8 protein-coding genes are annotated in these 15,077 nt (G+C 61.7%); 4 read left to right on the forward strand and 4 right to left on the reverse strand.

Features of this window, described 5'->3' with window-relative positions:
* Positions 1-49 precede the first annotated feature (49 nt).
* Both QQJ98_RS04920 and pbpC read left to right on the forward strand, forming a co-directional pair.
* Positions 50-5,500 (forward strand): alpha-2-macroglobulin family protein, encoded by a 5,451-nt coding sequence (locus tag QQJ98_RS04920; RefSeq protein ID WP_431307793.1) that lies wholly within the window; start codon positions 50-52, stop codon positions 5,498-5,500.
* A complete protein-coding gene (gene pbpC / locus QQJ98_RS04925; protein WP_284324212.1) occupies positions 5,497-7,539 on the forward strand; it encodes a penicillin-binding protein 1C in 2,043 nt (680 codons plus the stop codon). Before QQJ98_RS04920 ends, pbpC begins: the two co-directional genes overlap by 4 nt.
* 64 nt (positions 7,540-7,603) lie before the next feature.
* Here the strand turns inward: pbpC and bktB are convergent, their stop codons facing one another.
* Positions 7,604-8,764, reverse strand: a complete 1,161-nt coding sequence (gene bktB, locus QQJ98_RS04930) for a beta-ketothiolase BktB (protein WP_284324213.1) — start codon at positions 8,762-8,764, stop codon at positions 7,604-7,606.
* Positions 8,765-8,987: 223 nt separating this feature from the next.
* Between bktB and QQJ98_RS04935 the strand changes: the two genes are divergently transcribed.
* Entirely contained in the window at positions 8,988-10,091 is a 1,104-nt protein-coding gene (locus tag QQJ98_RS04935; RefSeq protein ID WP_284324214.1) for an MFS transporter, read from the forward strand.
* A gap of 11 nt (positions 10,092-10,102) precedes the next feature.
* The gene (gene fahA / locus QQJ98_RS04940) at positions 10,103-11,356 is read left to right on the forward strand and encodes a fumarylacetoacetase (RefSeq protein ID WP_284324215.1); all 1,254 of its coding nucleotides are present in this window, start codon (positions 10,103-10,105) and stop codon (positions 11,354-11,356) included.
* Here fahA and QQJ98_RS04945 read toward each other — a convergent pair.
* The 3 genes from QQJ98_RS04945 to QQJ98_RS04955 form a co-directional block, all read right to left on the reverse strand.
* Positions 11,353-12,087, reverse strand: coding sequence for a metallophosphoesterase (locus QQJ98_RS04945; RefSeq protein WP_284324216.1), 735 nt, complete (start codon positions 12,085-12,087; stop codon positions 11,353-11,355). The genes fahA and QQJ98_RS04945 overlap by 4 nt on opposite strands.
* Positions 12,088-12,176: 89 nt before the next feature.
* Positions 12,177-13,772, reverse strand: coding sequence for a phosphoglycerate dehydrogenase (gene serA / locus QQJ98_RS04950; protein ID WP_284324217.1), 1,596 nt, complete (start codon positions 13,770-13,772; stop codon positions 12,177-12,179).
* Positions 13,773-13,825: 53 nt separating this feature from the next.
* Positions 13,826-14,974 (reverse strand): phosphoserine transaminase, encoded by a 1,149-nt coding sequence (locus QQJ98_RS04955; protein ID WP_284324218.1) that lies wholly within the window; start codon positions 14,972-14,974, stop codon positions 13,826-13,828.
* Positions 14,975-15,077 lie beyond the last annotated feature (103 nt).

The raw sequence follows: 15,077 nt of genomic DNA on the forward strand, positions 1-15,077 counted from the left end.
GCACCACGCGCCCTACAGTCGTGGCACTGATTTCAGGAGGATTTTGCTTATGTCGTTTGGATATGGTCGTTTTGTGCTGAACGCGGTTGCTGGTCTGTTCATGCTGGCGTCGATGCCCGTCATGGCGCAGGATCTGGTGCCCGCCAAGCGATTGGTGCTGAGTGAAAACACCGATATGCCGGGCGGTGACATTGCCTCGATCTTCGACACAACGCTTGAGGCCTGCCAGCGTGCCTGCCTGACAAACAAGCAATGCAAGGCCTTTACCTTCAACACCCGCAACGGCTCGTGCTTTCCGAAATCAGCTGTTGGAGAGGCCGCTTCCTTTGCCGGGGCCTATTCCGGGGTGGTGCTGCAGTCTGAAGCCGGCGCTGAAGACCGTGCCAAGGCCCGCCGTGCAGAGCTGAACTTTGTGCAGGACTGGGAGTTGTCTGGTATCACCAGCCAAGCCGAGCAACTGGCCAACACCCACACCACCAACGGCTATTCCGCCGAAGATCATCTGAGCGCCGCCGCCGATGCAGAGGCAAATGGCGATGCAGCTTTGGCCAGCAATTACGCGGGCGCTGCGGTCAATCTGACCGATTCCGCCGCTGATTGGGCCGAATACGCGCGGCTGTTGCTGGTGGCTGGGCAGAATTCTGCCGACCAACAGCGCACATACCGCGAGCGCGCCTATTACGCCGCGGCCAATGCCTATCTGCGCGCCGACAACAAGGCGCAGCAACATTCGATCCTGCTGACCATGGGCGACGCGCTAGAGCAGATCGACCGGGGCCGCGACAAAGTGCAGGCGTTGCGTCTGGCGCAAGCTTTGCAACCGCGCGATGACACTGGGCTGGCCTTGGATGATGCGATTGGCAAATACGGCTTTCGGATCGTCGATAATGTGGTGCAAACCGACACCGCCCGCCCGCGCATCTGCGTGAATTTCTCGGAAAATCTGGCGAAATCGGGCGTTGACTATGCAAGCTATGTGCAGCTTGCCGATGCGGGTCTGACCGTCACCACGGACGGCTGGCAGCAGCTTTGCGTTGAAGGCGTTACCTTTGGCTCGCGCAATACCATCACCTTCCGCGAGGGTCTGCCCGCCGCCGATGGTCAAACCTTGGCGAAATCCATCGACATCACCGCTTATGTCCGCGACCGCAATCCGGGCGTGCGCTTTGCGGGGCGCGGCTATGTGCTGCCGCGCTCGGGTACAGCATCGATTCCGGTCGAGACTGTGAACACCGAAAAGCTGGCGCTGTCGCTTTACCGCGTGACGGATCGTAACCTTATGCGGTCGTTGCAGAATGGCTATCTGAGCGCGCCGCTGGCGGATTATCAGGAATACGATTTCTCGGATCAGATCGGCTCGGAAATCTGGAAAGGCGAAGGGGCGGTCAAGCAAGAGATCAACGTCGATGTCACCACCCGCCTGCCGCTGGATGAGGCGCTGAAGGGCCAGCCTCCGGGCGTCTATGCGTTGCGGGCCTCGGTGCCGGGCGTTGATCCCTACGTGGTGCCTGCGGGCTGGCAGTGGTTTGTGGTGTCTGATCTGGGCCTGACCACGATGTCGGGCGTGGATGGCTTGCATGTCTTCGTGCGCAGCCTTGGCACGGCGGCCGCAAAGGATGGCGTTTCGGTCGATCTTTTGTCCATCACCAATGAGATTTTGGCCTCGGCCAAGACCGATGCGCAGGGCTACGCCAAATTTGATGCGGGCTTGGCTTTGGGCACCGGTGGGCAAGCGCCCGCAATGATTGTGGTACGTGATGGCGACACCGACCTTGCCTTCCTGTCGCTGACCGACCCCGAATTTGATCTTTCTGATCGCGGTGTGGCGGGGCGTGAAGCGGCCCCTCCGGTTGATGTGTTCCTGACCACTGATCGCGGGGCCTACCGTGCCGGAGAAACCATCTATGCGACCGCCCTTAGTCGCGATGCGGAAACCTCGGCGATTGAAGGTCTGCCGCTGACCGCGATCCTCAAGCGCCCGGATGGGGTGGAATATAGCCGCGCCCAGATGGCGGATGCAGGCGCAGGCGGCCATGTCTTTGCGCTGCCCGTTGGCGGAACTGCGCCGCGTGGGGTCTGGACGCTGGAGGTTTATGCCGATCTTGAAGCGGCGGCTTTGACCTCGCAAACCGTTCTGGTCGAAGACTTTTTGCCAGAACGTATCGACTTTACCTTGGCACTGCCGGATCAACCGATCCGTTTGGGCGATGTGCCGCAGGTGACGGTGGACGCGAAATATCTGTTTGGCGCGCCGGGGGCTGATCTGGCGATTGAGGGCGAGGTTCTGCTGCGCGCCGCCAAAGAGCTGGAGGCTTGGCCGGGTTACGCCTTTGGCCGCTATGACGCGCCGTTTGATGCGCAACTGTCGTCGTTTGGCGACATCCGCACCGATGCTGACGGCAAGGCCGTTGTCGATCTGGCCCTGCCCGACGTCGAGGACCCCGGCCGCCCGCTGGAAATGCGCGCGACGGTGCGCGTGGCCGAAGGCTCGGGTCGCCCGGTAGAGCGTAAGATCAGCAAACTGTTGGCCCCTTCGTCCGATCTTATCGGCATCAAGCCGTTGTTCGCCGACGTGGTGCCAGAAGGCGCAGAGGCTACGTTCAACCTGATTGGCATTGATGCCGCCGCAAAAGCCGCGCCGATGAAAGTCAAATGGACGATCACCCGGATTGAGACGAATTATCAATGGTATCAAAACAGCGGCTCGTGGAATTGGGAACCTGTGACCAGCCGCAGCAAGGTGGCCGAAGGGACGGCAGATCTGGGCGCAGAGCCGACCAAGATCGCAGCCCCGGTGCAATGGGGCGAATATGAGGTGTTGGTAGAGCGCACCGATGGTGCTCCGGCGGCAAGCTCGACCAGCTTTTATGCGGGTTGGTATGCGCCCGCAGATGCCAGTGAATCCCCCGATACGCTGGAATTGTCGCTGGACAAACCCGCCTACAAGCCCGGCGATACCGCGACCTTGCGCATCGTTCCGCGCGCGGCTGGCACGGCTTTGATCACCGTGCTGTCGAACCGTCTGGTGTCGATGCAGGCGGTTGAGGTCAAGGAAGGCGAGAATGTGATCACGCTTCCTGTCACTGATGAATGGGGCGCGGGCGTTTATGTCACCGCTTCGGTGCTGCGTCCGATGGATGTGGCGGCTGGCCGCAATCCGGCCCGGGCTTTGGGCCTGACCCATGCCACCATCGACCCCGGCGCGCGCGCACTGAAGGCGACGGTGGAAACCGCGCCCGAAGCGGCACCGCGTGGGCCGCTGGATGTGGCGGTGAAAGTCGATGGCTTGGCCGCAGGCGATACCGCCTATGTTACCATCGCAGCGGTCGATCAGGGCATCCTGAACCTGACCGGTTTCCAACCACCAAACCCGCAAGATCACTATTTTGGCCAGCGTAAACTGGGGGTTGGCATCCGCGACATCTATGGCCGCCTGATTGACGGGATGAACGGGGCCGAAGGCTCGGTGCGTTCGGGTGGCGATGCGGGCGCACAAGCGCGTCTGCAAGCGCCGCCTCCGACAGAAGAGCTGGTGGCTTATTTCACCGGCCCGGTGCAGGTGGGCGCTGACGGTTATGCGCGCACCTCGTTCACCCTGCCCTCGTTCAATGGCACGGTGAAGGTGATGGCGGTGGCGTGGTCGAAGAAGGGCATCGGCCAAGCCAGCGCAGACGTGCTGGTGCGCGATCCGGTTGTTGTCACGGCATCGCTGCCGCGCTTCCTGCAACCGGGCGACACGTCGCGCCTGCTGCTGGAAATAGTCCACGCCACTGGGCCTTCGGGTCGGATGTCGCTGGATGTGTCGTCGGCGGGTCTGAAACTGGGTGATGTGCCGTCGGGCTTTGATCTGGGTGATAAGGCAAAGGCCACTTTCGCAATTCCAGTCACCGCAGATGCGATTGGCAACCAGACGATTGAGGTCGCCTTGACCACACCGGACGGCAAGGTTCTGAAGAAAACCCTGACTGTTCCGGTGCAGATCAACGACCCTGCCGTGGTGCGGGTCAGCCGTCTTGATCTGAAGAAAGGTCAAGAATTTACCTTTGACGCCAATGCCTTCACTGGTCTTCTGCCGGGGTCCGGCAAGGCCACGATGGCGGTTGGCCCCATCGCCCGCCTGAACGCCCCCGGCGTTTTGGCCGCACTGGACGCCTACCCCTATGGCTGCACCGAACAGATCACCTCGAAAGCCTTGCCGCTGTTGTATTTCGACCAAGTCGCACTGGCGATGGACCTGCCCGGCGCTGACAACATCAAACTGCGGGTGGAGCAAGCCGTCGAAGAAGTGCTGACCAACCAAGCCTCGAATGGCTCTTTCGGTCTCTGGGGGCCGATGGAGAATGGCGGCGATTTCTGGCTGGATGCCTTTGTCACCGACTTCCTCAGCCGTGCCAAAGCGCGCGGTTATGCGGTGCCGGATCAGGCATTCCGCAGTGCTTTGGACAACCTGCGCAATCAGGTGAACTACCAAGCCGATTTCGATGCGGGCGGTGAGGCTTTGGCTTATGCGCTGATGGTTCTGGCGCGTGAAGGGGCCGCAGCAGTCGGCGATCTGCGCTATTATGCGGATGTGAAGGGCGATGCGTTCAGCACACCTGCGGCGATGGCGCAGTTGGGGGCGGCTTTGGCCAGCTACGGCGATCAACCGCGTGCCGATGCGATGTTCCGTCGCGCTGGCGTGGCACTCGAGGCGCTGAAAGGCCCCGAGAAAGAGCAGATCTTCCGCGCCGACTATGGCACCAACTACCGCGATGCGGCGGCGGTTCTGGCTTTGGCGGCGGAATCCGGCTCGAAAGCGGTGGATGTCGAAGCGCTGACTTCGCGCATCGCCACCACCTCGGCGCTGTCCACTCAGGAAGCAACTTGGGCGCTTTTGGCGGCCAATGCGCTGATTGATCGCAAGGGTGCGGATGGTATTTTGATTGATGGCGCACCGGCTTCGGGCCCCTTGGTCAAGGTGCTGGATGCCGCAAACACTGCGCCAGTCACAGTGAAAAACGCCAGCGATAGTGACACGACGCTGACCGTTACCACCTATGGTGTGCCGTCAGAGCCTGAACCGGCAGGCGGCAGCGGCTATGCCATCACGCGCAACTACTACAACATGGACGGCACCGCGACGACGTTGGACAATGTGAAAGTCGGCGCGCGGCTGATCACGGTGCTGGAAGTGACGCCATTTGGTCGTGGCGAAGCCCGTCTGATGGTCAGCGATCCGCTGGCGGCCGGTTTTGAGATCGACAATCCCAACCTGATCTCTTCGGGCGCGGATGCTTTGTCGGAACTGGGATTGGAGACCGAAGTGGCGCATAGCGAGTTCCGGCAGGACCGTTTCCTGACAGCGATTGACCGTTACAACAACGAGACCTTCCGGCTGGCCTATGTTGTCCGGGCAATCTCGCCGGGGGTTTTCCATCAACCTGCGGCCTCGGTCGAAGACATGTATCGCCCCGACCTGACGGGCCGGACCGATACAGGCACCATCACGATTTCTGAGTGATGAAGCCACGCCTACTCTTTGTTCTGGCGGCGGGCCTTTGGCTCGCCGCCTTTTCAAATGACAAGCTGGATCAATGGGTTGATGCGACGATCCTGCCGCCGTTGCAGGTAGAAACCTCGGTCGAGGTGCTGGATCGCAACGGCGCATTGCTGCGTGCTTATACGGTGGCGGATGGCCGCTGGCGGCTGGAGGTGGCGCTGAGCGATGTAGACCCGGACTATATCGCGGCGCTGTTGGCCTATGAAGACAAACGGTTTTTTCAGCATGGCGGCGTTGATCTGCAAGCTTTGGCGCGTGCGGCTTTGCAGGCGGTTTGGAATCGGCATGTGGTTTCGGGCGGTTCGACTCTGACGATGCAGGTGGCGCGGCTGTTGGAAGAAGGCACCACCGGGCAGGTCGACGGCAAGCTGCGGCAGATGCGGGTGGCGATGGCGCTGGAGCGGCGGCTGTCAAAGCAGGAAATTCTCTCGCTTTATCTGCACCTTGCGCCTTTTGGCGGCAATCTGGAGGGCGTCAGGGCCGCGACCTTATCCTATTTCGGCAAAGAGCCTTTGCGGCTCACCTCGGCGGAAGCGGCTTTGTTGGTGGCCATTCCGCAAAGCCCGGAGACGCGCAGGCCGGATCGGTTTGTGGCGCGGGCCACCGACGCCAGAGATAGGGTTTTGGCGCGGGCTTTGCGCGATGGCTTGATTGATGCCGAGCAGATGGCGGCGGCGCGGACCGAGATTGTGCCTGCGGTCAGGCGGGCATTTCCGGCACTGGCACCGCATATGTCTGACCGGATTATTGCAGAAGAACAGGGGCTTAAGCGCCACCAACTGACGCTGGACAAGGGCTTGCAAACCAAGTTGGAGCGGTTGGCTTCAGATGTGGTCGCCAGCCGGGGGGATCGGTTGCAGGTGGCGATTGTGGTGGCGGATCATGGCTCGGGTGAGGTGTTGGCCTCGGTCGGGTCGGCGGCGTTCAAGGCGGATCGCCGCGCGGGTTTTGTCGATATGACGCGGGCGATCAGAAGCCCCGGTTCGACCCTTAAGCCCTTGATATATGGGCTGGCTTTCGATGAAGGTCTGGCACATCCCGAGACTTTGATTGACGATAAACCCACTGATTTCAACGGCTATAAACCGCAAAACTTTGATCGCCAATTTCGGGGAACGATCAGAATCCGAGAGGCCTTGCAAGAGTCTTTGAACATTCCCGTGGTGGCGCTGACCGATGCGTTGGGGGCTGCTAAGCTATTGGCATCACTGGATAAAGCTGGCGTCAAATACGATCTGCCGGGGGGGCAGGCCGGGTTGGCGATTGCTTTGGGCGGGATCGGGGTGAGCCTTGAAGATATGGTGCAGCTTTACGCCGCTATCGCTAGGGGTGGTGTTGCCCTGCCGCTGACCCACCAAATGAAGGGGGATCGCGCTGAAGGGCAACGGGTGTTGTCGGCCTCTGCTGCTTGGCAGGTGGGCGATATTCTGGCGGGGTTAGCGCCGCCGCCCGGAGCGCCGGAAAACCGCTTGGCGTATAAGACTGGCACCAGCTATGGCCACCGCGATGCCTGGGCGATTGGCTTTGACGGACGCCATGTCATCGGTGTCTGGATGGGGCGGCCGGATGGCACGCCGGTGCCGGGGGCATTTGGCGCGGATCTGGCAGCCCCGATTTTGTTTCAGGCCTTTGCGCGACTGAAGCGCAATCTGGATGCGCAGCCAGAGGCTCCGCCTGCTACCTTGTTGGTTTCAAACGCAGAACTGCCACAGCCCCTGCGCAAATTCCGCAACCGAAACGCCGCGTTTCAGCCCGAAAAGGATGCGCCCACAGTGGCTTTTCCCCCCGATGGTGCCGAGGTTGAAATGCTGCCAGAGGGGCTTTTGGTGCGGGTTTCGGGCGGTAAAGCGCCCTATACTTGGCTGGCGAATGGGGTGCCTGTGGCGATCTCTTTGGCTGGGCGCGAGGTGATGCTGGGCAGTTTGGGACAGGGATTCATCACGCTTTCGGTGATTGACGCCAACGGCAGATCGGCCAGATCCAAGGTCCGGCTGCGCTGAGTGTTAACGAGATATGAAGCGCCCAGAAAACGGCCATATTCCGTATGGAAAGCGGCCATATGTTTTACGCGCGCTCTATCGCCAAGGCGATGCCCTGTCCGCCGCCGATGCACATGGTGATCAGCGCGGTTTTGCCGCCCGTGCGCTCTAGCTCTGCCAGTGCTTTGGCGACCAGAATTGCGCCCGTCGCACCGACGGGATGGCCCAAGGCAATCGCGCCGCCATTCGGGTTGACGCGGGCCGGATCAAGGCCAAGCGCTTGACTGACGGCAAGAGCCTGCGCGGCAAAAGCCTCGTTCGATTCCACCACGTCGAAGCTGTCAGGTTTGACACCAAGCTTGGCACAAAGCGCCTGTACGGCGGGGATCGGGCCAAGACCCATCACCTTTGGGTCCACCCCCGCCACGGCATAGCCCATGATGCGGGCGCGGGCGCGATCCGCGTGACCGCGCGACAGGATCAGCGCCGCCGCGCCGTCGTTGATGCCAGAGGCATTGCCCGCCGTCACCGTGCCGTCTTTCGCAAAGGCCGGGCGCAGGTTGGCCAAAGCCGCCAGCGTCGAGGCTTTCGGATGTTCGTCCTGCGCAAAGATGGTGTGGCCCTTGCGGCCAGAAAGCTCGATCGGCGCGATCTGGTCGATGAAGCGGCCTTCGGCGATGGCGTGGGCGGCGCGGGTTTGCGATTGCAAGGCAAAGGCGTCTTGCGCCTCGCGGGTGATGCCAAACTGGGCCGCGACATTTTCGGCGGTGATGCCCATGTGGCCGGTGCCAAACGGGCAGGTCAAAGCGCCCGTCATCATATCGAGCATTTTGGTGTCACCCATCTTTTGACCAAAGCGGGCAGATTGCACGGCGTAAGGCGCGCGGCTCATACATTCGGCGCCGCCTGCAAGCGCGATTTCGGCATCGCCCAGAGCCAGCATTTGCAGCGCCGACACCACCGCCTGCGCGCCCGAGCCGCACAAACGGTTGACGTTCATCGCGGGCGTGGTTTCCGGCACCCCGGCCTGCATCGCAGCAACGCGGGACAGATACATATCGCGCGGCTCGGTGTTGATGACATGGCCGAAGACGACCGTGCCGACGGCTGCGGCCTCTATCCCGGCGCGGTCAATGGCGGCCTTGGCGACATGCGCGGCCAAGTCGATTGGTGGCATTGCCGAAAGCGATCCGCCAAAGCCGCCGATGGCGGTGCGGGCGGTCGAGAGGATGAAGATATCGGTCATGGCGCGGCTTTCTTCTAAGGCGGGACGGGTGGCACTGGCCCAGCTTTGCCACGATGCAGCGCGCTTGCCATCAGGACGTTGCGTCACGGCGTTGATGGCGCGAAACAGGGTGCGGGCGGGCCGATTGTGCCAACCTGCCAGCGGTGCGCGATTTTCGCAAGCGCGCGCTGTTGACAGTGGCGTTTGGCCGGGGGACACCGGGCGCGTGAAACCGGAGAGTGTTGTGCAAGACCTGATCAGAACCAATGCCGCCCTGCTGTTGATCAGCATTGCCAGCTTTATCCTGATGGGGGCCGCGACGGCGCTGTATGGCCCGGCGCTGCCCGTGTTTTCGCGCGATTATGACATCCAGATCGGCACGGCGGGATTGATGATCTCGGCGCATTGGATCGGCTGTTCGCTGGGGGTGGCGGCGATGTTTTTCGCGGGCCAGCGGGCGACGCCAAGGATGGTGGTGGCGGCGATGACGCTTGGGGCCGGGCTGATGGCCTTGGGCTTGGCTTGGCCGCTGACGCTGCTGGGTGCGGTGATTTTGGGCATGGGCTATGGCTGTGCGACCGTGGTGTTCAACCCGCGCATGCTGCGGGCCTTCGGGGCGCGCGGGCCTGCGATGCTAAGCCTGCTGAACGCCACCTTTGGCATTGGCGCGATTGGCGCGCCGTTGGTGTTTGTGGCCTTGGGCAATGATCCGGTGCTGAGTTTCGGGATTTGTGCGCTGATGGGTGTGGTGATCACCGCCTGCGCCGGGCCTGCGGGGCGCGATGCGACGGTGGTGGCCAATGCGCCAAGCACGCCGTTCAGGTTTAACCTGCCGATCCTGATTTTTGGTGCGGTGGCGATCAGTGTCGAGGCCTGTTTGACCGGGCTGGGGCCAGCGGCTTTGATCAATGCCGGGCTGTCTGAAACGGCGGCGGCGCAGCTGTTATCGGCGTTCTTCCTTGCGTTTCTGGCGGCGCGGATCGGGCTGATGTTCGTCGCAGGGCTGCTCGCGTCGTTCAGTCTGTTCACGCTGTCGTTGATCGGGGCGTTTCTGGCTGCGCTGGTGGCGGCTTTGTGGGCTCCGGGGCCGGGGTTTGTGGCTTTGGGCTTTTGTGCGGGCATGTTCTTTCCGACCGAATATGTCACCGCGACCCGCAAGATGGGGGATAACGTCAAGGTCGCGCCGACGATCATCGGGGCCGGGCTGGTGGGCGGGGTGTTTGCACCGCTGGTCCTGTCGCCGTTCCTGAGCTCGATGGGCGCGCGCGGCTTTTTCTGGGTGGTGGCTGGTGTCACCGGGCTGCTGGCGTTGGCGGCTTTGGCCAATCTGCGGTCGATGAATCGCTAAGGGAGCATGCGATGAAACTGCTGAGATCCTGGGTGGACAGTGCCAATGCTGCAGCGACGGATTTTCCGCTGAACAACCTGCCCTGTGGCGTGTTCAGTATCGGCGATGAGGCTGGCCGCTGCGGGGTGGCAATTGGCGATTTCATCTTGGACATCAGCGCGTTAGAGGCGGAGGGGCTTTTGAAGCTGGCCGATCAGCCGCTGTTCGACGTGCCGTTCTGGAATGAGTTCATGGAGGCCGGGCCAGCGGTTTGGGCCGAGTTTCGCGCTCAGGTCACGGCGATGCTGCGGGAAGGGGCCAGCAAGCGCTGGGTGATCGAGGATCATCTGGTGCCGATTGCGGATGCGGTGCTGCATCTGCCATTTATCGTGGCGGAATATACCGATTTCTACGCGGGGCGGCACCATGCCGAGAATGTCGCCGCTTTGCTGCAAACCGAGATGCCGCCCGCGTGGCCGCATATGCCGCTGGGCTATAACGGGCGGGCGTCTTCGGTGGTGGTGTCGGGCAGCGCGGTGCGCAGGCCTTGGGGGCAGCTGAAGGGCGCGGGGTTCGAGGCGCCGATTTTCGCACCGTCACGGCGGTTTGATTTCGAGCTGGAGCTGGGCGCGATTGTCGGGCAGGCCTCGGCGCATGGTTATCCGGTGACGGTGGCAGAGGCGGATGTGATGATCTTTGGCTATGTTTTGCTGAACGATTGGTCAGCGCGCGATATTCAAGCGTGGGAAAGCCAGCCGTTGGGGCCGTTTCAGGGCAAGGCAACTGCCACCAGCCTGTCGCCGTGGATCGTGATGAAGGCGGCGTTGCAACCGTTCCGTATCGCGACGCAGCCGCGCGCGGTGGCGCTGTTGCCGCATTTGGCAGAGCCGGGGCCGCTGCTTTACACCATCGAGCTTGAGGTTGCTTTGACGCCGCAGAATGGGGTCGAGACAGTGATCAGCCGCACCAATGCAGCCGCGCTTTCCTATGCCGCCGCCCAGCAATTGGCGCATCATACCACCTCGGGCTGCGCGATGAATGTGGGCGATTTGCTGGGGTCGGGGACGATCTCGGGTGCGACCGCAGACAGCTGGGGCAGTCTGTTAGAGCTATCGCACGGCGGCAAAGCGCCGGTGGCGATTGCAGGCGGCGCGCGACGTTTCCTGGAGGATGGCGACACTATCAGCTTGCGCGGTGCGGCGAGCGGCGACGGCTATCGCATCGGCTTTGGCGCGTGTTCGGGCACGGTTGGCGCCGCACTCGCCGACCCCTATGCGCGCGATTAAATCGGCGGCAACAGCGGGATGCGACCGGCTGCGGTGAGTTTGAACACGTCGCGGCCTTCCAGCACCACCCCTGTCAGCGGGCCGCCATAGGCCGCGCTCGAGTCAATATTCACCCGGTTGCCGTAATGCGTCGGGCCATCCAAGGCGGTATGGCCATGCACGATCAGCATGCCATGATCGCTGGTATCGTCCAGCCAGCCTTTGCGGATCCAGACCAGATCATCCTCGGTCTGGCTGCCCATCGGGACACCGGGGCGGATGCCGGCGTGGACATAAATCACCTCGCCGCGCTGGAAATAGCTGGGGCGGGAGTTGAGGAAATCGAGATGCGATTGCGGCACGCCTGCGACCGCCTCGGCATGCACCGGGGCAAGCGGGCGGTCGGCTGCGTTCTTTACGCCGTAGGAAGCGAGGGTCGCGGCCCCGCCGATCTTGGGGTGCAGATAGCCATAATCAGGGCGCAGGCAGGGGTCGTGATAGGCAATGTCGGCGATGTAATTGGTGAACATCCGGTCATGGTTGCCTTTCAGCACCACCCAATCCTGACCCGAGGCGATGCCCGCGCGCAGATATTCCACCACCCCCCGGCAATCGGGACCGCGATCCACCAGATCACCGACATGCACGATCGGGGCGGGGCCATGTTTGGCTTGATCGGCGGCGATCCAGGCGTGGACCTCACGCAAAAGCTCGATATGACCGTGGATATCGCCGATGGCGTAGGTTCTCATGGTGTTCTCTCAATGCGAAGGCCGGGGGGCTTCACGCCCCCCGGACCCCCCGTGGAATATTTCTACCAGTGCGAATTGGCAAGTCAGCTTCAGGCGACCTCGAACTGCAGCGCCTTGACCTGCTGGAACATGCCGGTGGATTCGAGGGTTTCGAGCACCTTCGGGTCAATGGCTTGATCCAGATAGAGAATCGCGATGGCTTGTTTGCCAATGCCTTCGCGGCCAAGCGTAAAGTTGGCGATGTTGACGTTGTTTTTCGACATCGTCATGCCGAGAAGGCCGATGATGCCGGGCACATCTTCGTTGGTGGTATACAGCATATGCGCGCCGATTTCGGCGTCGATATTGATGCCTTTGATCTGAATGAAACGCGGTTTGCCATCGCTGAAGCAGGTGCCTGCGACCGAACGCTCGCGCGATTCTGTCACCATCGTCACTTTGATATAGGCATCAAAGGTGCCGGTCTTGTCTTGGCGGGTGGTCGAGATCTGGATGCCTTTGTCTTTGGCCACGATCGGGGCCGAGACGAGGTTCACATCAGGGTTCTGGGTTTTCAGCACGCCTGCGATGACAGCAGAATTGAGCGCGGCCAAGTTCATGCCAGCGACGGTGCCATCATAGAGAATGTTGATCGCCTTGATCGGCTCTTCGGTCATCTGGCCGATGAAGGCGCCCAGATGGCTGGCGAGTTTGATCCACGGCCCCATCACGGCGGCCTCTTCGGCGGTGACATTGGGCATGTTCAGCGCGTTGGAAACCGCACCCGTCAGCAAGTAATCCGACATTTGTTCTGCCACTTGCAGCGCGACGTTTTCTTGCGCTTCGGTGGTGGCCGCGCCCAGATGTGGGGTGCAGACGACATTCGGCAGGTTGAACAGCGGGGAATCTGTGGCGGGTTCAACCTCGAACACGTCCAGCGCCGCGCCTGCGACATGGCCGGATTTCAGCGCGGCGGCAAGCGCCGCCTCGTCGATCAGACCGCCACGGGCGCAGTTGATGATGCGCACGCCTTTTTTGGTTTTGGCAAGGTTTTCTGCCGACAGGATGTTGCGGGTTTTATCGGTCAGCGGCACATGCAGGGTGATGAAATCGGCGCGGGCGAGCAGTTCTTCCAACTCGACCTTCTGCACGCCAAGGGTTTTCGCGCGTTCGTCCGACAGGAAGGGATCGTAGGCCACGACCTTCATATGCAGGCCCACGGCGCGGTTGCAGACGATGCCGCCGATGTTGCCCGCCCCGATCACGCCGAGGGTTTTGTTGAACAATTCCACGCCCATGAAGCGGGATTTCTCCCATTTGCCGGCTTGGGTCGATGCGTTGGCTTCGGGCAATTGCCGCGCCACGGCGAACATCATTGCGATGGCGTGTTCGGCGGTGGTGATCGAGTTGCCGAACGGCGTGTTCATCACGATCACGCCTTTTTTCGACGCCGCCGGAATGTCGACGTTATCGACGCCGATGCCTGCGCGGCCGATCACTTTCAGCTTGGTGGCGACGCTGAGCAGTTTCTCGGTGGCTTTGGTGGCGGAACGGATGGCAAGGCCATCATATTGGTCGATGATCGCGGCAAGCGCGTCTTTGTCTTTGCCGAGTTTCGGCATGTAATCCACCTCGACCCCACGGTCGCGGAAGATTTGAACAGCAGTTTCAGAGAGTTCGTCGGATACGAGAACGCGGGGGGCCATGGTGGACTCCATATGAAATGAGGGGGTGGGTGGGCCTGATGCCCACCGCGATTTCAAGCTTGAGCAGCGATTTCCGCGTGGAAAGCATGTGCGAGCCACGGCATCAGCGCGGCGACATCCGCGGTTTCCACGGTGGAGCCGCACCAGATCCGCAGGCCAGCAGGGGCATCGCGGTAAGCGCCAATGTCATAGGCCACTTTTGCCTGCTCCAGCCGTTTTGCGACAGCTTTGGCGAAAGCCTCGCCATCCTTGATGCGGGGATCGTTGAATTTCAGGCAGACGCTGGTGGTCGAGGCAATCGCCGGGGTTTCGGCAAGGTTTTGCAGCCACGGGTTTTCCGCGCAGAAATCCCACACCACTTTGGCATTGGCGGTTGCGCGCTTCACAAGCCCGTTCAGACCGCCGACCGATTGCGCCCATTTCAGCGACACGAGGTAATCTTCCACCGCCAGCATCGAGGGGGTGTTGATGGTTTCACCCACAAAGATGCCTTCGGTGATTTTACCTTTTGAGGTCATGCGAAAAATCTTCGGCAGCGGCCATGCGGGGGTGTAGGTTTCCAACCGCTCCACCGCGCGGGGCGACAGGATGATCATGCCATGCGCGCCTTCGCCGCCCAGCACTTTCTGCCAAGAGAAGGTGGTCACATCCAGCTTTGCCCAATCAAGATCCATCGCGAAGGCCGCCGAGGTGGCGTCGCAGATGGTCAGACCCTGACGGTCAGCCGGGATCGCATCGGCATTGGGCAGACGGCAGCCCGAGGTGGTGCCGTTCCACGTGAAAACAACATCAGAATTGAAATCGACGGTGGCGAGGTCAACGATCTGGCCGTAGGGCGCGATTTTAACTTTCGCATCCAGCTTCAACTGCTTGACCACATCGGTCACCCAGCCTTCACCGAAGCTCTCCCACGCCAACATCTCGACCGGGCGGGCGCCCAGCAGCGACCACATCGCCATCTCAACCGCGCCAGTATCCGAGCCTGGGACGATGCCGATGCGGTAGTCAGCGGGGACGTTCAGAATTTCGCGGGTCAGCTCAATCGCCTGTTTCAGCTTGGCCTTGCCAACAGAGGCACGGTGCGAGCGGCCCAAGGGCGCATCGTTAAGCATATCAAGGGAATAGCCGGGGATTTTGGCACAGGGGCCAGAAGAAAAACGCGGGTTAGCCGGGCGCGTTGCCGGGGCGGATAGATCAGCCATAGTATCCTCGCAGATATAAGCCCTTCGTTGGGGAAGGGTGTCCCGCCGCCGTGCATATTGCCCGCGCCGGGGTGGCGCAAGCCGGAAAATCGCGCTATTCCGG

The organism is Cypionkella aquatica, assembly GCF_030161095.1.
GTDB lineage: Bacteria > Pseudomonadota > Alphaproteobacteria > Rhodobacterales > Rhodobacteraceae > Cypionkella > Cypionkella aquatica.